Source organism: Vibrio sp. 1978 (assembly GCF_033344345.1).
Genome location: NZ_JAWPOP010000015.1, coordinates 31,291 through 52,861, shown reverse-complemented (window position 1 = coordinate 52,861; position 21,571 = coordinate 31,291). Strand labels below are relative to the sequence as shown.

15 protein-coding genes are annotated in these 21,571 nt (G+C 45.3%); 8 read left to right on the top strand and 7 right to left on the bottom strand.

The annotated features are described in order from the left end of the window. Nucleotides 1-55 precede the first annotated feature (55 nt). From lhgO to R8N49_RS15430, 3 genes are all read right to left on the bottom strand, one after another. Nucleotides 56-1,282 (bottom strand): L-2-hydroxyglutarate oxidase, encoded by a 1,227-nt coding sequence (gene lhgO, locus R8N49_RS15440; RefSeq protein ID WP_186585527.1) that lies wholly within the window; start codon nt 1,280-1,282, stop codon nt 56-58. A gap of 8 nt (nt 1,283-1,290) precedes the next feature. Next, complete coding sequence (locus R8N49_RS15435; protein WP_186585528.1) at nt 1,291-3,414, bottom strand: TRAP transporter permease; 2,124 nt, start codon at nt 3,412-3,414, stop codon at nt 1,291-1,293. Between the two features lie 88 nt (nt 3,415-3,502). Then, nucleotides 3,503-4,513 carry a TAXI family TRAP transporter solute-binding subunit gene (locus R8N49_RS15430; RefSeq protein ID WP_005374185.1) on the bottom strand — a complete coding sequence of 337 codons (1,011 nt, stop codon included), beginning with the start codon at nt 4,511-4,513 and terminating at the stop codon, nt 3,503-3,505. A gap of 836 nt (nt 4,514-5,349) precedes the next feature. Here R8N49_RS15430 and brnQ point away from each other — a divergent pair. Continuing rightward, a complete protein-coding gene (gene brnQ, locus R8N49_RS15425) occupies nt 5,350-6,660 on the top strand; it encodes a branched-chain amino acid transport system II carrier protein (protein WP_186585529.1) in 1,311 nt (436 codons plus the stop codon). 103 nt (nt 6,661-6,763) lie between these two features. Further along, nucleotides 6,764-7,972: a GGDEF domain-containing protein gene (locus R8N49_RS15420; RefSeq protein WP_005374203.1), complete on the top strand. Its 1,209-nt coding sequence runs from the start codon at nt 6,764-6,766 to the stop codon at nt 7,970-7,972. A gap of 43 nt (nt 7,973-8,015) precedes the next feature. Here the strand turns inward: R8N49_RS15420 and R8N49_RS15415 are convergent, their stop codons facing one another. After that, the gene (locus tag R8N49_RS15415; RefSeq protein ID WP_186585530.1) at nt 8,016-9,365 is read right to left on the bottom strand and encodes a sigma-54-dependent transcriptional regulator; all 1,350 of its coding nucleotides are present in this window, start codon (nt 9,363-9,365) and stop codon (nt 8,016-8,018) included. 171 nt (nt 9,366-9,536) lie between these two features. Here R8N49_RS15415 and R8N49_RS15410 point away from each other — a divergent pair, with 171 nt between their 5' ends. Together R8N49_RS15410 and R8N49_RS15405 are read left to right on the top strand one after the other, a co-directional pair. Further along, nucleotides 9,537-11,597, top strand: coding sequence for a sensor histidine kinase (locus tag R8N49_RS15410; protein WP_186585532.1), 2,061 nt, complete (start codon nt 9,537-9,539; stop codon nt 11,595-11,597). 148 nt (nt 11,598-11,745) lie between these two features. Then, nucleotides 11,746-13,137, top strand: a complete 1,392-nt coding sequence (locus R8N49_RS15405; protein WP_186585534.1) for a glycoside hydrolase family 1 protein — start codon at nt 11,746-11,748, stop codon at nt 13,135-13,137. A gap of 99 nt (nt 13,138-13,236) precedes the next feature. Here the strand turns inward: R8N49_RS15405 and R8N49_RS15400 are convergent, their stop codons facing one another. Continuing rightward, a complete protein-coding gene (locus tag R8N49_RS15400; RefSeq protein WP_186585536.1) occupies nt 13,237-15,273 on the bottom strand; it encodes a PhoX family protein in 2,037 nt (678 codons plus the stop codon). Between the two features lie 267 nt (nt 15,274-15,540). Between R8N49_RS15400 and R8N49_RS15395 the strand changes: the two genes are divergently transcribed. Continuing rightward, nucleotides 15,541-15,879, top strand: coding sequence for a YggL family protein (locus R8N49_RS15395; RefSeq protein ID WP_005374208.1), 339 nt, complete (start codon nt 15,541-15,543; stop codon nt 15,877-15,879). A gap of 1,331 nt (nt 15,880-17,210) precedes the next feature. Further along, entirely contained in the window at nt 17,211-18,110 is a 900-nt protein-coding gene (locus tag R8N49_RS15390; RefSeq protein ID WP_005384184.1) for a LysR family transcriptional regulator, read from the top strand. Here R8N49_RS15390 and R8N49_RS15385 read toward each other — a convergent pair. Beyond that, nucleotides 18,078-18,422 (bottom strand): DUF5329 family protein, encoded by a 345-nt coding sequence (locus R8N49_RS15385; RefSeq protein ID WP_025768060.1) that lies wholly within the window; start codon nt 18,420-18,422, stop codon nt 18,078-18,080. The genes R8N49_RS15390 and R8N49_RS15385 overlap by 33 nt on opposite strands. A 95-nt stretch (nt 18,423-18,517) precedes the next feature. Continuing rightward, the gene (locus R8N49_RS15380) at nt 18,518-19,531 is read right to left on the bottom strand and encodes an MBL fold metallo-hydrolase (RefSeq protein WP_186585616.1); all 1,014 of its coding nucleotides are present in this window, start codon (nt 19,529-19,531) and stop codon (nt 18,518-18,520) included. 155 nt (nt 19,532-19,686) lie between these two features. Here R8N49_RS15380 and R8N49_RS15375 point away from each other — a divergent pair, with 155 nt between their 5' ends. Next, the gene (locus tag R8N49_RS15375; protein ID WP_025768062.1) at nt 19,687-20,301 is read left to right on the top strand and encodes a TetR/AcrR family transcriptional regulator; all 615 of its coding nucleotides are present in this window, start codon (nt 19,687-19,689) and stop codon (nt 20,299-20,301) included. Between the two features lie 329 nt (nt 20,302-20,630). Continuing rightward, nucleotides 20,631-21,536 (top strand): 30S ribosomal protein S6--L-glutamate ligase, encoded by a 906-nt coding sequence (gene rimK, locus R8N49_RS15370; protein WP_005374224.1) that lies wholly within the window; start codon nt 20,631-20,633, stop codon nt 21,534-21,536. The last annotated feature ends 35 nt before the right edge of the window (nt 21,537-21,571 follow it).

Genomic DNA, 21,571 nt, shown 5'->3' with positions numbered 1-21,571 from the left:
CAAATACAATAAAGGCGACCGTTACGTCGCCTTTGTTTTTTACGTCGCCTTTGTTTTATACCGTTTTCGCCTCTATCTTTTCATTCACTTTATCGCAAATGTACTCCCCAATGGGCATCGCAGATGTCGCTGCGGGTGAGGGTGCGTTGCAAACGTGCAGGCTTCTTGCGCTCTCGGCAAACAAAAAGTCATGAACCAAAGTGCCATCGGATAACACCGCTTGCGCACGAATACCCGCAGGATATGGTTTGAGATCATCGACCTTGATGCTTGGGCAGTATTTATTGACCAGCTTGAGATAACCCGGCTTCCACCACGAGTTCTTAAACTCATCCAGTCCGGTTTTTAGATGCTTTTGTGTCACCTTCCAAAAGCCGGAGAAACTGAGCATTTGCATGGTATCTTGCAGGCTAAAGTTAACCTTGTCGTACCCTTCTCGCTTCCAGCCTTGCACCGCGTTTGGACCAACGGTCACACTGCCATCAATCATGCGAGTCAGGTGGACACCTAAGAATGGCAAATCAGGGTCGGGAATTGGGTAAATAAGATGATTCACCACTTGGTCGTGTTTGCTATCTAAGCGGTAGTATTCACCACGATAAGGGATAATTTGGAAATCGGTTGGAATACCCATCATCTTAGTCATACGATCCGCCATCAAGCCGCTGCAAGTGACCAAGAATTTGGCATTGAGCTGCATGGTTTGCCCGTCTGCAATGCAGGTCAATTGAACTTCTTCGTCTTTCTCTTCGGCAGCCACCACTTTGGTTCTCAGGCTGATTTGACCTCCGAGCTTTTTGAACTCTTCCGCCATCTGCTCAGTGACCAAACGATAGTCCACAATACTGGTGGTTTTGACATAAATCGCGCCCAAGCCTGTGATGTTTGGTTCAGCCAGTTTGAGTTGAACTTCATCGAGTAGCTTTACGTCGATGCCGTTGACATGGCAGCGCTCATAGAGGGCATTCATGCGTTCGACTTCTTGCTCATTAGTCGCAACCAACAACTTGCCACAGTTCTCCACCGGAATATCGTGCTCAGCACAGAACGAAATGGTTCGCTCTACCCCACGCTTACAAAAGTCGGCTTTTAAACTGCCCGGAGCGTAGTACACCCCGGCATGAATCACGCCACTATTGTGTCCGGTTTGGTGCTTGGCAAAACCGGACTCTTTCTCAACCAATAAAATGGATTTGTCTGGATGACGTTGCTGCAGTTGCCATGCTGTCGACACACCAACGATACCGCCACCAACAATGATGTAGTCATAGACTGATTTCATACGACCTCTTATAAAACCGATAGTTGAGATTGTTGCAATTTGAACTTGCGACCACTGTAAATGAACACCGCGACAAATACCGCACAGCTTGCCACACGAACCAACATTGGGATGTCGTGCCAAACCAGCAATGTACCCACCAGTACCAACAAGAGACGCGTCAGAATGTTTAGAGGACCTTCCAAGTAGCCTTCAATCGCACCAATCAATGCATAGGTTCCGATGATGGCGAAGAAGCCCACGGTAATTACCGACGTTACATCCCAACTTACTAAGCCTGTGTAAGCAATCAGCAGCGGTACAAGATACAAACCTTTAGCGATTTTCCATGCCATCAAACCGGTACGCATTGGCGGTGTTTTAGCGATGGTTGCCGCAGCAAAGGCGGTCAAACACACTGGAGGCGTTACGTTGCTGTCTTGCGATAACCAGAAGATGATGAGGTGAGCAGCCAGCAATGCCAAGCCTACCGCTTCCATACCCAAACTTTGCTCTAGTAGGGTTTCCATAAAGTCAGCAGGTACTAGCGCCACCATTTCTTTCGCGGTTTCCAACGCCATTGGCGCATTAAGCAGTTCCAGCTTTTCTGGCGCCGCCAACATAAAGATGGCTTTTGCTTGTTCAGGCAATTGACCCGATACCATCAATTCAAGCAATTGGTTTTCTGCAATCAACTTGTAAAGCGCAGGGGCAGACAGTGTTCCCAATACAATATACGCCGCTGTTACAGGTAAACCCATACCCAAAACAAGAGAAGCGAGTGCAATCAGAACGATCATGATGAACAAGTCGCCATTCGCCCAACCGTCGATCATCAGTGAGAACGTGTTGCCGATACCCGTTGTGCTGATCACATTGATCACCAGACCAATACCCACCAGCAATACGGCAGTTGTCGCCATGTTTTTCGCGCCTTGCGAAAGTGCTTCGATGATCGCTTTTGGTCCCATCTTGTGATCTTTCGAGAACCAAGACGCCACCACTACTGAAATGATCGATAAGCCAGCAGCGTAAGTTGGCGTAAAGCCTTGAACCAACAAAGTAACCAATACCACCAGTGGGATAAGGTTGTGCCAACCGCTGATCAACACTTTCAATAGAGATTCATCGCTGGTCGTGATTTTTTGAACACCGCTGCGTTTGGCTTCTATACGCACAAAGAACGCAACAGACAAGAAATAGATAAGAGCAGGAATGAAAGAAACTGCGATGATATCGACATAAGGAATTTGCGTGTAAGACGCCATGATGAAAGCACCCGCGCCCATCACTGGTGGCATCAACTGACCACCTGTCGACGCCGCAGCTTCAACCCCCGCTGCAAAGCGCGAAGGGAAACCCGCTTTTTGCATCAAAGGAATACTGATAACACCGGTGGAAACCGTATTTGCCACACTTGAGCCCGATACTGAGCCCATCAATCCCGAACCAATCACCGCAATAAAACCGGGACCACCGATGATTTTGCCTGCCGCAGCTCGTGCCACATTGATGATGTAATCACCTACACCAGAACGAACGAGAAACGCACCAAACAGAATGAACATGAATACGAATGTCCAACTGATGCGCGAAATAGAGCCAAACATACCCTCAGAAGAATAGAAACTGCGGTAGAGCAAGGTTTCCATGCTCAAACCCGGGAAATGGAAAATGCCTGTTGCCCACTTACCCCAAAGCACAACGTAACTCAGACACACCACAATCAGCACTGGAATAAACCAGCCCATGGTGCGTCGGATAAGCTCAATCACAATCAGGATTGCCATGATGGCGAAGACCCAATCGCTGGTCACGAACTTCACGCCACGTTCGTAGAGCGCATCTTCGGCATAGGGAATGTAGAGCAAACACGCGACCGCACCCATAGCAATTAACACATCGATACCGAGTGCAATCTTACTCTGCTTGAGAGAGATATGAGCCGGATACCAAAGCGCACAAATCACCGCAAAGCCAGCAAAGTGGGTAGCGGATATCCATAACTCTGGTAACGTCGATAAGGTGTTAAACCAAATGTGCAAAGCAGACAACACAACGCCAAACACTGTAATTGTGGTGGTTACCCACGGAAAATCAGTGCGCGTGGGCAGCTCAAACTTCTGCAATTCCTTTTCTATTGAGTCGCTCATCTCATACTCCAAGCTCTGGCGGCTTTTTCCATCTTAGAAATCGGTAGGGATAAAATGCCCCGAGCCGAAACTCGGGGCCAAGTTAGCGTTATTTCGCCATTAGATCTGATGGGATTTCGATGCCCATTTCTTTGTAGTAACGTGCCGCACCTGGGTGAAGAGGCACTGGCAAGCCAGCGATCGCTTTCTCAATCGCCATTGCTTTGGTTGCTTTGTGGATTCCTTGTAGGAAAGGCAGGTTCTCGTAGATCGCTTTGGTTAGCTGGTAAACGTCTTCTTCCGAGATATCTTCACGAACTGCCAAGAAGTTTGGCTGTGCAATGGTGGTAATCGGCTTATCTAGACCCGGGTACGTGTTCGCTGGGATCTCGTACTTCGTCCATAGGTTGTAATTGCCGTTCGCCTCTTTGATTTGTTCGTCAGTAAACGAAAGAATCGAAATGTCTTTACCCAGCGCAGCAAAAGCTTGAGTAACCGCACCAACAGGTACACCTGCAGGCGTGTTCATACCGTCAATGGTGCCGTTTTGAAGTGCGCTCGCACTACCGCCGTAGCCCATGTAAGCAAGATTGAATTTATCAGGGTCGACCTTCAGGCCTTTCATGATTTGGCGACCAGAGTTTTCAGTACCTGAGTTCTTCTTACCGATAGAGAACTTCTTGCCATCTAGGTTGTTCAGGTCAGTCACTGTGCCCGTTTTTGCTAGGTCAGAGCGAACAATAAAGTGCTCAACGTTTTGCCACAGCATAGAGACTGAACGCAGCTGCTCTTGGCGACCGCTTTTCTCATAAGGACCTTCGCCAGACCAAGCCCATGCACCGTAAAGGCCTTGTAGAATCGCGAACTGTGCTTCGTTTTCGTTCAGCAGTTTGACGTTTTCACCAGAGCCCGCAGAGCTGATTGCAGAAAGGGAGAAGTGGTGCTTTGGTGCCAATTTCACTTTGCTTAACGTCGCCAACGCTACGCCCACAGGGTAGTAAGTACCACCTGTCGATGCCGTTGCAAGAATGTAGCTACGATCTTCTGCCGCAGCGTTAGCAGCAATACCAAAAGAAGTCACAGCGACAGCCAAAGCTTTTACCAGCTTATTCATTTTCATTATTACTCTCCGTGTAGTCGTTTCACGATTGGGGATTTACATCATGTTAAACCTTTATTAACAACACATTCCCTAGAGCAATTGAAATGCCAACTTTTAAACCTTTGTATTTATTGAACTAAGAGCTGAAATACATCAAAAATGAGCAAGATTCTGCTGATTTGATAGCAAAGCAATGAGCAAGATCTTGCCTATCTAAGATGAGAAGGTTGTACGCCTAGATCGCAAAAGGTTAATAAAATGTGATCAAGACAAAATAAATGCACGATTCACTAATAAGCAATATTTTGCCGATGCAATTTTGGATTGAACTGCAACTAATGAGCATCTTAACAATAAGAAGAAAAAGCGTATCATTCTAAACTGCTCACTTTATCAGCTAAGGTTTATAGCCTAAACGACTTCAAATAGCACAAAAATACAGCAAAGCAAGCCATGTTACAGAAATGAAAAGTCATTTATTCTGATTTTCAATTTAAAAAGCAGCTCGATCCACCAGTTCAGAAACAAACATTGACCGTATCAACTTATTTTCTACTTCGGGGTTGTACCAATAGCCCTATGTTCGTTAGTGTAACAACACACCAAGGCAAACGTATTCCTTGGTATTTTTTCGTCATTAAGGATTACCCATGTCAGCAACTGCGCAATCACAATTCGCTTTAAAACGCCCATCTGGCGTTGCTGCTGCGATCCTCCTGCTCTCTCTGAAACTGATTCAGAGCTGACAGGCTATATCTAAACTTTCTGTCAGCTTGAGAAGAAGCTGACGGGAACACCACATACTCCTTCCATTCCTTTCAGTTTCTTCCAAGCGAAACATAAGAGGAATAACAATGTTAAGCGCACGTAATATCGCCGCTTTGGGCTTCATGACTTTCGCCATGTACTTAGGCGCGGGTAACCTGATCTTCCCTCCATTTTTGGGTTACCAAGCAGGTGAAAACTTTCTGAGCGGGATGTCTGGCTTCCTCTTGACGGGTGTAGGTCTGCCTGCGATGGCACTGGTGATGGTGGCTATCGTAAACGGTTCAGACAAATTAACCGCCGCCCTACCTAAACCTTTGGCGACCAGTTTTTGGGTGATGGTATTTATTGTGATTGGCCCTGCGTTCGTGATCCCACGTGCAATTACCGTGGCTTACCAATTTAGCTTTGCGCCAATGTTTGGTGATGCAGCTTTGGTGCCTTTCACTATTGCCTTCTGTGCTATCACCATTCTATTTGCCCTATATCCGGGTAAATTGGTCGACAACCTAGGCAAGATCTTAACGCCTGCCTTGATGGCAATCTTGATCATCATGTCTGTGACGGCTTTGGTTTCTCCTGCAGGTGAGCTAACTGCCGCAACGGGACCATACCTATCTGGTGCATTTGCTGAAGGCTTGACCCAAGGCTACATGACCATGGATGCGCTAGGTTCTATCGGTTTTGGTTGGATCATCTTCCGTGCGATTCGCAGCATGGGTGTAGATTGCCCGAAAGCGACCGCAAAATACACGCTAATTGCAGCTTTGATGTACGCGGTTGCCATGGCATTTGTTTACATCTCATTGGCTTACATTGGTTCGACAAGCTCATACTTGGGTTCTGAGTTCAGCAATGGTGGCGACATTTTAACGGCATTCACCTTCAGCCACTTCGGCGCATTTGGCTCACTATTACTAGGTGCCGTGATGGTATTGGCGTGTTTGACTACTGCTATCGGCGTAACCACAGCAGGCAGTGAGTTTTACGACAACACTTTCAGCAAAGTGAACTACAAAGGCTGCGTTATCACGACCATGGTATTGGCTGGTTTGATCGCCAACGTAGGTCTAGAGCAACTATTGGCTATCACATTACCAGCGGTTGTGGCGCTTCACCCAGTAGCGATTGCATTGATGATCATGGCACCAGTGCGCGACAAGATGTCGCAAATCATGGTCGTCGCAACCGCGTTCACTGCTCTAATGTTTGGTTGTGTTGATGCGCTGCACATCCTAGGTTACATGCCAAGTTCCACTGATGAGTGGATGGGTAATTACATGCCTCTGTACAATGACTTTGCTAGCTGGATTGTGCCTAGCGTATTTATGATGATTGTTGGTCTGCTGTTTACGACGAAAACCAACCAAACCGAACAATTCGAGCTGGTGAATGAATAGCCGTTTAACATAAGACATCGCTCAATAAGTGCGTTACTATGTAGCTCGCTTATTGATATCAGGCAAAGGAGTTGCCTGAATGAAAGATTGATATGGGTCGCCTATGGATAATCAGTATCTAGACATCAGAACACTGAACTTTATCGTTATTCTGTTCTCTTGCATTTACTCTATTAGTCTGCTTTGTTATCAATACACTCAGGGTAGAGTCAAAGGCTTAAAAACCTTCTCGATATCACTACTGTTTATTGGTTTAGGCCCTTTTTTACTTGGCTTTAGAGGCTCTGCGCCAGACTGGCTGACCATCGTCATAGCCAACACTCTCATATTAGTCGGCTTCTTGCTTACGCTATATAGCGTAAGCATTTTTCGTCAATATCCTTTAAAATTGGCTCACTGTCTTACCTTGTTAACACCTGTTTTCAGTGGTTCATTTTACTATTTCACCTTCCATGACCCTTCTATCAAAAGCCGCATTATTTATCTGAGCATGTATATTTGTATCGTCACCTTCTTTAGTGGTGTCGCCATGCTTAAAGGTACCCAAAAGGACTTAAAGCTCCCTGTTAAAGCAATGGCTTACTCTTTCTTTGGATTTAGTTTTTTTATGGGATTTAGGGCGCTTTGGAGTACTTTTTCAGGTGAGTTACCAAGTTTTATGGTCGCAGGCCTTATCCATCAGCTGACTTTCTTATTTAGCATCTGCCTGATCGTTGCTTTGAGCTTTAGTATGCTGTGGTTAATTAACGGACGCTTGGTGCAATCCATAAATGATCTCTCTCATTTAGATGCACTCACAGGGCTATATAATCGTCGAGCCATGGAAGAAATCGTTCCAAACTTGGTTAGTAAAGCACATAAAAAAAGCCAAGCAATCAGCATTATTATGACTGATGTCGACAAGTTCAAAGCGATTAATGATCACTATGGTCACACGGTTGGCGACTCCGTCATGGCAACGATCTCCACTATTTTTAAAAAGCATCTTCCTGAGTCAGCCTGCATTGTGCGATTTGGTGGTGACGAGTTCATGATTGTTTTGCTCGAAAAAGCACAACAAGCCAAAATTGTCGCAGAGCAAATTCGCCTTGCGGTCGAAACTGAAACCGCTTTGCAATCATTTAAAACTGAAGTGACCATGAGCTTTGGTATCAGTCAGTTATCTGAGGGGCAATCACTTCAAGAGGCGCTTGCTGAAGCAGACGAAGCGCTATATAGCTCTAAACATACTGGAAGGAACCTCGTTACCTTGTTTGGAGAAGGTAAAGACCTAAATTATAAGTTTGTCCCAGCTCCTGCCAAAAGCGCATAACATGTTTGTTATGCCAATGATTTTACATTAGCTAGAAATCGTACTAAGTATAGTCGGAGCGATTCAAACCAAACTTCTGCATCTTTTGGTTAAGGGTTCGACGTGGTAAATCCAACTCCTGCATCACCTCATTGATGCGTCCATGATGCCTGACTAAAGAATCATGTAGCACCTTACGTTCAAAGTTATGTAGCTGAATCGCCAACGGCACGCCCGCATGCGTCTCTTCAGTTGTTGAGGATGGTCGACTGGAGAGAATTTCCATCACGGAGACGGTTTCATCCAATGCAAAACGCATCGCGACATTCCTTAGCTCACGCACGTTACCGGGCCAAGCGTAAGCAAGAATGGCTTTTCTATCAGCTTCACTCAGTGGACGACTCTCAGGGTTACTTTTCAGAGCAAAGTGTTCAAACAAGATCAACGCGTCTTCTTCTCGCTCACGTAGCGGTGGCAAATAGATCTGCGCCACATTAAGACGATAGTACAAATCCTGACGAAACTCGTCATGATCATTGAGATCTTCTTTCGCGGCGGCGATCACTCTCAAATCAACCGAGATCTGCTGATTACCCCCAACGCGCTCAACCGTATGTTCCTGCAATGAACGCAACACTTTCACCTGCATAGACAGCGGCATACTCTCGATTTCATCAAAGAATAAAGTGCCTTTATCCGCGTATTCCAACTTACCAATGCGCTTTTTACCCGCTCCGGTAAATGCCCCTGCTTCATGCCCAAACAGCTCACTTTCAAACAGGTTCTCAGGAATAGCGCCACAGTTGATTGGCACAAAATGATAGGATCTGCGTTGGCTTTCATTATGCAAACTGGTCGCCACCAGCTCTTTACCACAACCTGTTTCGCCGTAAATGATCACGTTAGTATCAATGCGTGCTAACTTGGCTACTTGTTCTCTAAGCTGTTGCATCACTCGGCTTCGGCCAATCAGCATTTCTTCTAAGCCGCTAACGCTAGATAGATACTCTTGGCGATCTTGAGTAGACGTTTGTGCGCGATAGCTCTCGACCGCTTCGGTTACTCGTTGGGATAAACGCTCAGGTTGGAAAGGTTTCTCAATAAAATCGAACGCACCGTTTTGTAACGCCCCTACTGCCATATCGACGTCACCATGTCCGGTGATCAAGATAACTGGCGTTGGGATGTGATTAGCAATCAGGCTTTCTAGTATCGACAAGCCGTCGGTGTCCGGCAGGCGAACATCACTGACAATCGCATCAAATTCTTGGCTAAGAATGGCCGCTTTCCCCTCTTCTCCTAAACTGAATGCGGTCACGTCGAACCCCGCCAGTTGCAGCCACTGACTGGTAGCCTGACGAACAATGTCATCGTCTTCGATAAGTGCAATTTTAGGGGTGTCGTCAAAAGCCATGAGTTACTACCGTAGGTGGAATAGAAATCGCTCTTTGCTAACGGTAGCAAAAACCACTGAGGAGAAAAGGAGCTAGATCTCACTTCTTGCTTACAAGTCTTTAACATCCAACCAGTTAGGCGCACTCTTTAATGACTCTCGGTGAGAACGCATTAGCTGAACGGAGTCAGTATGCAGCGCAAAAGGAATGGCAAAACGTGGCTTGTGGTCGTAATTGCAGCAGTGCTGATGTTGTCTTGTTATAGCGCCAGCAGAGAGGTTGCTCGTCAATGGTTGAGCGTACAAACTCAAACCGAAGCTCAACAAAAACTGCTCGACTATATCGGTGAAGTTCGCCGTGCACTCAAACGTTTCTACCACTTACCTTACCTCGTCACCAATAACCCAGAAACCATCGCTTTTGTGAAAGGGAATCTGACTTATTACGAACCGTTGCAAACCCAACTGACTCAACTAGATAAAGCCGCCAATACGGAAGGTTGGCTAATCCTGTCTAACTCTGGCGAAGTATTGGTCTCAAGTTTGATCGAAGAGCGCTTTAGCCTGTCTGACCGAAAAGCCATTGTGGAACAAATTCACAACCAAGGCGGCGGTGTTTCCTTGGTGAACAAAACCAAAGGTTCGAGCCCATTGTATTATCTTGCAGCCCCTATCTACGATGGTCTGGATATCGCTGGCATTGTGGTGGTGCAAATCAACCTTAGCCTATTGACCGAACAGACCATTACTAGCCAAGACATCATTACGTTGCAGAACCGTCAGCAACGCTTTTTCCTATCGAGCAGCTCGCTCTATAACGCAGACTGGTTTAACGAACCAAGCAACACCGTTCAGTTAGAAACGCAGCGCTTATACGACAACACCAATATCAGTGTGTGGACGCTCAACCAACAGCGTTATTTTGCACACACCGTTAAATTAGATGATTTGAATTGGTACGTCAGCTACCTCACCCCTTCTAAGCCGATTCAACAAACCATCAATGTGATTGGTTGGAGCGTAGCAGCGCTGCTCTTATTGGTTGTATTGCTCGTCATCATTGGCTTACAACGACGACAAAAGCACATCAATCAACAACGAATTCAAGCTCTGTTGGAAGAGTCCCAACGCCGCTTGAAACAGATGATCAATAAGACCCACGTTGGTTTGCTATTGATTGATGAACAAGGTCAACTGTTCGATCTCAACCCAATGGCGAAACGTTTGTTCTGTTTACCAGAAAGCGTCAATCGACACGCTTTTGCTTGGGAGTTATTCGATGCAGGCAATCCTAATTCCACCACACTTAAGTTGCTCAAGGACTTACCTAAACATAAAGAGCTCGCAGAGATCAGTACGGTCGAAACCATTGCCAGACGCAGTGACGGTAGCGTCTTCCCTGTCTTGTTCTCACTGACCAGTTTCCCTTGGCATGGCGAGCAGTATTTCCTTGCGACGATCATCGACATCAGCAAGCGGAAAAAAGCCGAGCAATCACTGCAACAGGTCAACCAAGAACTGGCGCAGCGAGTAGAAGAGCGAACTCAAGCACTAAAAGAGGCGCAAAGCCAGTTGATTGAATCGAGCAAAATGGCCGCCTTAGGTCGCATGTCGAGCGCGATTACTCATGAGCTCAATCAGCCACTGACAGGCTTGCGTACCCTGCTCACAACAAATGAACTGTTAGCAGAACGTGGCGAAACCGAGATGATGAAAGCCAACAACGTATTGGTGCAGAAGCTGATTGATCGCATGGCAAGCATGACCAGCCAGTTAAAGACGTTCGCCTATAACAAACCAGAAAGCCTACAAGCAATTTCTCTTACCTCCGCACTCGAAGAGACCTTGCGCGTCTATCAATCCCAATTAGATAAGGTGGATGTGCGTGTTCGGGTTCCTCATGACTTACCTAACATCATGGGTGAAGAACAACGACTGCTTCAGGTGCTCGGTAATCTTGTCTCGAATGCGCTAGACGCAATGAACAACACCACCAACCCGCAGCTCAACTTGATCGTCAATCCAACTGTTAATCAGGTCGAACTGATCGTCAGTGACAATGGCTGCGGCGTGTCGAATGAGATGCTTGAATCCATGTTCGAGCCCTTCCAAACCTCAAAGAAAATTGGTGAAGGATTGGGGCTGGGTTTAGCGATTACGGCCAACAATATGCGTGATATGAACGGACAAATTACCGTGCATAAGAATGAACAAAATGGGCTGACTTTCACTCTATTGTTCAAATCAGCCTAGGTTGATATTGATTACAAAATCATCATTAGAACTAAGCATCCCCGCTGTTTGAGAAAAATACGATCTCGATACAAGTATCGAGGTGTCTCCTACACTATTCTCAAGCAATAAATCCACAAACATTTCCTAAATATAAAGAGTGAGAAACATGATTAAGTTTCCTGAACATTTTCTTTGGGGTGGTGCCATTGCTGCAAACCAAGTAGAAGGGGCGTACAACCTTGGGGGTAAAGGGTTATCGACATCAGACATGCTGCCAAACGGTATTTTGAGTCCGCATCAAACCCGTGAAGAACGTACACCGGGTATCAAAGACGTGGCGATCGACTTCTACAATCGCTACCCAGAAGACATCGCGCTGTTCAAAGAGATGGGCTTTAACTGTCTGCGTCTCTCTTTGGCATGGAGCCGCATCTTCCCTAACGGGGACGAACTAGAACCTAACGAAGAAGGTTTGGCGTTCTACGATAAAATTTTTGACGAACTTGCCGAGCATAACATCCAACCTTTCGTAACTTTATCTCACTACGAAATGCCTTACGCACTGGTTGAAAACTATGGCGGTTGGGGCGATCGTCGCGTCATCGAATTCTTCGAACGTTATGCCCGCACCGTGCTGGAACGCTACAAAGACAAAGTGAAGCTGTGGTTAACGTTCAACGAAATCAACATGTCTCTACACGCACCATTTACTGGTGTTGGTTTGCAAGAAGACGCCAGTGAACAAGAGATTTACCAAGCGATTCACCACCAACTAGTCGCCAACGCAAAAGCGGTAAAACTGTGTCAGCAAATCGTACCCAACGGCAAGATTGGTAACATGCTGCTTGGCGCAATCAACTACCCATACACCTGTAACCCTGATGACGTGCTTGCTGCCATGCATGAAAACAACAAGTGGTTGTTCTTCGGTGATGTACAAACACGTGGTCAGTACCCAGGCTACATGAAGCGTTACTTCCGTGAAAACGGCATCGAAATTCAGATGGAAGCAGGCGACTTAGAAGAAATTGCGTCTGCGAGTGTCGATTTCATCTCATTCAGCTACTACGCAAGTGGCTGTGCAAGTGCGGATCCGAAACAGAAAGAAGTAGGTAACATCGTCGATAGCGTACCAAACCCATACCTTGAAAAGAGCCAATGGGGCTGGCTGATCGATCCAAAAGGTCTTCGCGTTCTGCTTAATTTCCTACACGATCGCTACCAAAAGCCACTGTTCGTCGTAGAAAATGGCTTAGGCGCGCGTGATGAAATCGACGAAAACGGTGAGATTCAAGATGATTACCGCATCGCTTACTTGAACGACCATCTTGTACAAGCACATGAAGCAATTTTGGATGGCGTTGAGCTGATGGGCTTCACCAGTTGGGGACCAATCGATTTGGTCGCGAACTCAACTGCTGAAATGAGCAAACGTTACGGCTTTATCTATGTCGATCGTCATGATGATGGGCAAGGAACGCTAGAACGTAAACGCAAGAAAAGCTTTTTCTGGTATCAAGACGTGATTCGTACTTCAGGCGGTTCATTGAAAAGCTAAACCTGTTGTCTAGGTATAAAGTGCAACTAGGCATTCGCCTAAACCATCAAGCCCTGCAATTGCAGGGCTTGAATTTTAAGGTGTTTATTCATTTAGAGATTAAACTGCAATCTCTCCACCGTCTTCACGTCGAATAACCACTGTCGCCGCTCGTGGGCGCACAGAAACACCAGCAGGCGTTTCTTCGGCTGCATCTTCACTGTATGGCCAGTTACCTGGGTGCTGAATATTCACAAACAATGATTTGTAATCAGGGCTGATGGTAAAGCCTGTTACTTCACAACCATTTGGTCCGACAAAGAAGCGTTTCAATTCAGCTTGATTATCCGCACCAATCACAGCTTGATCACCATTCTCATCTGTTAGCTTAGATGGCACAACAGCCAACATTTGATCATTGGTGTAAGACGTGACTTCATCTGCGCCGTTATCAGTCTGAATCCACAAAATACCACGGCCATCAAACGCTAATCCGTCTGGGCTCGCAAACTGGTTTAACTCATTCAAGCCAGAACGGTTGGTATCTGCATCACCATTTGCTGGCGAACCAAACACAAAGATATCCCAAGTAAAGTCAGTTGCTGAAGCACCTTCATCCCAACGAATAACATGACCAAACTTATTATTCAAACGTGGATTCGCAGGATTGGTTTCATCTGTACGGCGCGTATTGTTCGTCAATGTTAAATATAATGAACCCGTGAATGGATCAACCGTACACCACTCTGGTCGATCCATTGGTGTTGCCCCAACTAAATCCGCCGCACCCGCAGTATTGATGATAATTTCAGCCAGTGAATCAAAGTGATCCGCTAACGTACCACCAGCGGTTGTTACGCTATCAAGCGTTAATGGTAACCAAGTACCTGTGCTGTCTTCATTGAAGCGCGCCACATACAGTGTGCCTTCGTCCATGTACTTGTCACCCATCGCCAAGCGGTTATCAGGGTTAGCATCTGCTGGATCCCACACTGCCGCAGATTCAAATTTGTATAGGTATTCAAAGCGAGAATCGTGACCAGAATAAAATACCACTGGTTTGCCTTCTTCAAGCTTACCGAAAGTACAGCCCTCGTGACGGAAACGACCTAGCGCAGTACGTTTCTTCGCACGTGAGTTTTGCGTGTAAGGGTCAATCTCGACAATGTAACCGTGACCATTGGCTTCATTACGGTAATCATCCATCGCACTTGCTCCTGTTGGAGCCACATTAAAGCGAGAGAACTCATCAAGACGCTCTTCTGCATTTCCTGCTAATGTCTCCCACAAGTAGCGTGTGCTTTGGTCATCGACACCAATGCGATCTTGCTCTTCTGTACGAGTCCCGGCATTAACAAAGTAACCTGGCCAGTTCTCTTCACACGTTAAGTACGTGCCCCACGGCGTGTAGCCGTTGCCACAGTTGTTTAACGTACCACGCGCTTGGCTGCCATCTGGCGAGAAACGAGTGACAGTTAAAGATGTGTGGGCCACCGGGCCAGACAAATCCATGACTGTCGCACCAGTATAACGACGGTTTAGTGGATCGGTATCAACCAACTTCCACATGTTGTCTTCCAGTTGAATGCGAACCACTGATACACCGTGCGCGTTAATCTCTTTGCGCACTTCATCTACAATGGTACGTACGCCATTTTCAACCGTCGGACCGTTTGGATGCAGTGCTGATGTGTCGATGTACTCGTGGTTAATACATAACAAGCCATCTGTAGTGCTATCGTTCAATGGGAAAAAATGCATGCCGTCATGGTGCATGCCTAGCGCATTTAACTGATCGGTACTGGTGTTGGTACCATCTTTTTGCCATGCGCTGCCTTGTGCATTAAGTGGTGTTCCCCAAGGTACTAGTACTTGTGCGGTGTAACCTTGTGGAATTGAAACTGCGTCAGTGAGTGAGCCAGGGATAGATTCAAAGTTAAGAACGGCTTTAGATGCGCCCGAACCACTGCTTACTGTACTCCCTGAGTCAGACGAGTTACAACCAGCCAATCCGAAAGCACCAAACGCTGTCATCGCACTGATACCTAAACCACCTTTCAGAATGCTGCGTCGAGATAGGCTCGCTTCTAATACTTCTTCAAATGGTTTGTTTTCACTTTGGTTATAACGCGTCGCGTCAAAGGTTTCCTTGCTCATTTTTACTTTCCCGATCTTATAGTTTAATTAATAAATAAGTGATTAGTTGAACGGCAAGAAGTTTGGATAAGAAAAATGACAAAAGTGCTTAAAACATATGAAACTTGTGTTTCAACAATACTGCAAACTAAACCAACACAGCTAACGAAGCAATTAAATTCTGGTCACATAATCACCAACTGTATCGCTTCATTCTGATTTTACTTGGGCTAAAGTGTGATAGAAGGTATAAGGTGTACGAAATCAAATCATCTACGAGAGATAATCATGAAATTAGACAAGATCGATAACAAGAGCCGTCGTATCCGTAAAAAGCTGTTCTTAGGTGAGTTCGCAATCCTAGGTTTCGAGATCAGCTGTGAAACAGACATTAACGACTTCGACCGTTACGATGCATTCGTTGATGACTTTATCGACTACATTGACGAGCTTGGTCTTTGCTTCGGTGGCGGTGGTCTAGAACTGTTTGAAGGCTTCCTATGTTCTACTGACCGTTACGGCAGTGCGACTGAAGAACAGAAAGCGCAAGTTATCAAATGGTTAGAAGCACGCCCAGAAGTGAAAAGCGCGCAAGCGGGCGAACTAGTTGACGCCAACTACCTGTAACTAAAGGGCAACCTGTAATACGCAGAGCTCAATAAATGGTAGAGAAAGCTGGTCTTAAGACTGGCTTTTTTATTTTTTGAAGAATGTGATATTAAAATTGGGTGCTTGGGAAGTTGCGCGGAGTGATTGTGGCATTTTTGAGCTGGCAATCAACGGGAAACTGCGTTCCACAGCCAGCTCGTGCCTTTAGGTATAATTAACTATGATTTTTTAGCTGGGGCGTCTTTCGTGTCTTTCCAGTATTGAATACGCACACGATGTAGCTGAGCTCTTCTAGTCTTTTTCATAGTAAAGTCCCTCATCTTATATAAGTAACGCTCCTCATGGAGCTTATTGTCTAAGGTCGTATCCCCTTCAATCTATAAGGGAATCAATCATTTAACCGTGACCAATTTCACAACATAATGATAATTACCGATATCTTGCAGCCTGTTTTTACTGGCAAACGGCATATTATCTATCTGACACAGTTAACTTACTCACCAGATATGACAGAAAAATGGCAATCAAGTTCCCTACTTATACTGTCATTGAATCTTAATAAGGATTAACAAGGTGGGCATTTCAGATTTACCATACTGTTTATAAAAACCGCAAGAATTTTTATTTCTTTTCAAACAAATCTCTACTCAAGATCAATTCACTTTCATCTTTATCGTCTCCCTTTTAACGCATTGTGATCCAGTTCAATCCACAGAACTCGGAACAAAAAGCGCACATTAATACATTCACCACCAAACTTGTGCGAGATCTCTTACAAGAGTTGTAAGCAAATAGATTAATCACCTCTAAGAGCAATGCCAGAAAAAAACATTAAATATATGATTTAAAAGTAATATTTAAATTCACTTAAAATAATAAGTAAAAATAATTTAGAAAAGTTAATTGAGTCAAATCAGCAAAACATCAATACTCAACTTGTCGACAGGATGTTGGCGGGAACAGGAAAAAAGCCTAAAGGATTGGGTATCTTCAGGATGAAGATTTGATAGCTTAGGATGAGTTGTCAGCAAGGAAGTAGTTAAGCTCTAGGATAGAGTTCGCCCGTCAGGATGATAGGCAAGAATGGACACCGCTAGGAAGGCGATGAACAAGGAACTCGGTTAAAGGACTTAGCCACAATCAAGGATAGATGCAGGGAGCACCTATTAGTAGCTGGATTGCTGCGAAAAAGAATAAGCCCCGTCTGGGAAACCAGGCGGGGTTTTATTTTGTCTGTAATGTATTGATAGCGATTCATCTTTATCGTTTAAGTCTTCTCTGTTTTCATAAAACACCGTGCTATCATTTTCTTTACGTCTCCCAACGAAGCTCTCAGAAAATCACACACTATGCTTAATCCTGTTTGGTTACATACATTTAAGACATTGATTGAAGTCGGTCATTTTACGCAAACTGCAGAAAAACTTTTTATGACTCAGCCAGGCGTCAGCCAACACATCAAAAAATTAGAGCAAAGTTGTCAGCATGCCTTGATCAAGCGCGAAAACAAAAGCTTCGAATTAACCGAACAAGGCAGGATTGTCTACGCATATGCGCTCGAGTTAGAAGATAGAGAGAAGAAGCTGCTCGAAGAGCTCAGTTTTGATGATGCGTTTTCAGGCCACTGTAAACTGGCTTGTTCTGGTGCAATGGCGTTAATGTTGTATGGGCCCATTTTGGAGAAGCAAAAACAGCACCCGAGCTTATCGTTACATTTAGAAGCCGCGCCAAATCAATCTATTCTCAACGCCATAACGCAAGGGCACATCGATATTGGTATCGTGACTGATGTTCCCAACAAAGGTCTGTTTCACAGTGAGCGAATTGGTAAAGAGAGGTTGTGCTTGGTTCTGCCAAAGCATTATCAAAATAAGCAGATAACGCCACAACTCTTGCATGACTGTGGTGTCATTAGCCACCCTGATGCTGAGCATTACATGACGCTGTTTTTTGACCAGTGTGAAGAACCACAGCTCCAAGAAATTAAGATGAGCGATTTACCATTATCCGGCTACGTAAATCAATTGAGCCAAATTTTGCTACCTGTCAGCAAAGGACTTGGCTTCACCGTGCTGCCTCAAAGTGCGGTCGACAATTTTCCGCTAAAAGACACGTTACACATTGCTCAATTGAAAAACACTGTATGTGAAGAGCTATTTCTAGTTCGTAAGCGCAGTCGTGCTCTACCTCTGCGCTATCAGACCATCAAAGAAGTGTTATTGGATGTGATCGGTGGTGCGCATCAATGATGTTAGCCACTCTTCGCTGGTAATGCGTTTGTCTTGGCAATCCACCCAATATGGTTTGCCAGATAACCAGCTCTTTGACGCGACCTCTTTTATAAACACATCCACGGAATCAACGTCATCTTTGGCGTAATCCCATTTATTGCGCATGTGTTCTGCCGCTTCTTGATTAGTGTACGCCTTGCCGTTGCGGATAAAGGTGCAAGAGGATTGCTCAACTCGTTTTATCAACGTCGAAATATCTTGCTCTACCCCTGCTAGTGCAAAGGTAGGCAGAATGCTTAATGTAAGTAACAACGTCCACTTTGCTTTCATCGCACCTTTATCCTTATCCCTGACCACATAACTACTAATAGTAACTACTGATAAGTGACTTAACTATTCTGGTGTTTGACTGTTTAGCTCAGCAATTATTGCCACCATGCCTGAGCAGGCTGAGGCTCCGCAATCGCCAAGCGTTGACCAATCTCAGGGCTCACTAACGTTACACCGCGCTCTTCACTAATATCTAACGCGCGTTGCATTGGCTCATTCCAATCGTGCATTGATAAATCAAACGTGCTGTTATGGATCGGCATCATCACTTTGCCCTGCACATCGATGTGTGCTTGAACGCTTTGCTCTGGGAACATGTGAATGTCTGACCAGAGTTCATTGTACGCACCTGTTTCAATCATGGTGAAGTCAAACGGACCGTACTTTTCGCCAATCTCTTTAAAGCCATTGAAGTAACCAGAGTCACCACTGAAGAACACTTTGTGTTGTTGTGCATTGATAACCCAACTGCCCCACAGAGTCGTATCGCGGTCTGTCAAACCTCGACCAGAGAAATGCTGAGTCGGAGTTAGTGTATATTCAATGCCGTCAACAGAGTGTGACTCCCACCAGTCTAGTTCGATCACTTTCTCTTTGGGTACACCCCAATTCACCAGTAATTGGCCAACTTTTAACGGCACCAAGAAAGTGCCCACCTTGTCGCCTAGCACTTTAATAGAAGCTTTATCTAGGTGATCGTAATGGTCATGACTGATCACCACCACATCGATAGTTGGCAAATCTTCTATCGTGATGGGAGTTTTGTGAAAACGTTTTGGCCCAGCCCATTTCACAGGAGACGCGCGATCACTGAATACAGGGTCGGTCATCACCAGTTTTCCATCGAGCTTCATTAATACGCTTGAGTGACCCAGACGATAGATGACGTCATCTTGCTCTTCTAACAGTTGCCGCGCTGTGATCGCATGCACTGGAATTTCAATCGTTGGTGTTGGGTTAAGGCGCCCAGTCGTAAAATACGCTTTCATGATTTCGAACATGTCGCCCAAACCGCTTTTGTATTCCAACTCTGTATTTGCAAATTTGTCCGGGTATGTTGGCGCTTTTTCAGTATCAACATTAGAACAAGAAATCATGGATGTACCCATCGCGAACGCTCCTACTGTGGCTAGCAAAGTTTTTTTCATAAAAAGTTAACCCGAACAAAAGTAAACTACACAGTGCAGTTTACATTCTAATTATCAAAAGTAAACTACTTAGTGTAAAATAGATCAAGAAATGATCTTCTTAAATTAGCAAGCTTATGAATGTAAAAAGAAAAAGTCGTAGCGAAACCAAAAGAGAAGCCATCTTATGCGCGGCAAGGCAAGCGTTCCAAGAGTTTGGGGTGCAAAACACCAGCATGGATAAGCTCTCTGCAATCGCACAAGTCTCTAAGCGCACGGTCTATAATCACTTCCCTTCTAAGGAAGCGATCGTGACGGAGTTGCTGACTGAGCTTTGGCGTTCGTCAATGATGGAAAGCGACATTAAACGCTTGGCCACTCTGCCACTCAAAGATCAATTGATTGAATTACTCTACAGCGAGATCATTGTGGTAACGGAACCAAACTATATTGAGCTGGCAAAAGTGGCATTTGGGCACTTCTTATTTAAGCCGGAAGATCTCAAAGAACAAGCAGAACAAATGTCGAAACAGGAAACCGCCCTATACCGCTGGCTTACTGAGAAATCGAACAGTGGCGCTTTGCAAATTGATGATGTACATATAGCAAGCACTCAATTGCACAACTTACTTAAAGGCAGTGCATTCTGGCCGCAGTTAATGGGAATTCGCCCCTCTTTGTCGAATGAAGAATCTAGGCTGTTAGCTACCCAAACGGCGGAACTTTTTTTAAGTCACTATCAAAACAGCTAAAAGCAGCGGTCAAATTGGCCGCTTTTTTAAGCGATAATTCGTGACAAAGCGATGAAATTTTTGCTCAATTTTATTTATCTCACCCTTGACAGTCTCATACCGCAAGGCGTGAGCGTTCGATAAAATATTTTTGTCGTGTCGACGATGCTTTTTCGTTTTCATCTCACAAAAAAACGCCCTAAGGTGCGCACCTCTGACGACGTGGTTGTTCAACCACAATTCTAAATCGTTGAAGTAAGTAGGTTATGTCATAACATGATCACCTGCCTACTGCATTCTATGCTCTATACTTATATTTTAATTTGGTACTGACTTACTAAGGAATTGCCATGCGTATTGCTATTCTCTCTCGTAATGAGAATTTATATTCAACCATGCGCCTAAAACAGGCGGGTGAAGAACGTGGGCATCAAATCGATGTGATCGACACGCTTCACTGTTATATGGACATTACGAGCAACAACCCTAAGATCCGCTACAAGGGTGAAGAATTACCGCAATACGATGCTGTTATTCCACGTATTGGGGCATCTATTACGTTTTACGGCACTGCTGTTGTACGTCAGTTTGAAATGATGGGTACATTTTGTGTCAACGAATCTGTCGCGATCAGCCGCTCTCGTGACAAGTTGCGCTCATTACAACTGCTATCACGTAAAGGCATCGGTTTGCCACGCACTGGCTTTGCTCACCATCCTGACAACATTCAGGACGTGATCAAAAACGTTGGTGGCGCACCTCTAGTGATTAAATTGCTAGAAGGCACTCAAGGCATTGGTGTTGTACTTGCTGAAACAAATAAAGCGGCAGAAAGCGTGATTGAAGCTTTCATGGGTTTGAAAGCTAACATCATGGTGCAAGAATTTATCGAAGAAGCAAAAGGCGCGGACATCCGTTGTTTTGTTGTCGGTAATAAGGTGATTGCCGCAATGAAGCGCCAAGCAAAAGAAGGCGAGTTCCGTTCTAACCTTCACCGTGGTGGCTCTGCACAACTCGTGCGTTTGAGCAAAGAAGAGCGTGCGACCGCTGTAAATGCAGCGAAAGTGATGGGCTTGAACCTTTGTGGTGTGGATATCCTTCAATCTAAAAATGGCCCAGTGGTAATGGAAGTGAACTCTTCCCCTGGTCTAGAAGGCATCGAACTAGCAACTGGTAAAAACATTGCAGGTATGATCTTCGATTTTATCGAGAAAAACGCTAAGCCAAATTCAAACCGTACTCGCGGTAAAGGTTGATTTTTGTTTAACGCACAAGAGAGCCAAAAACCGGC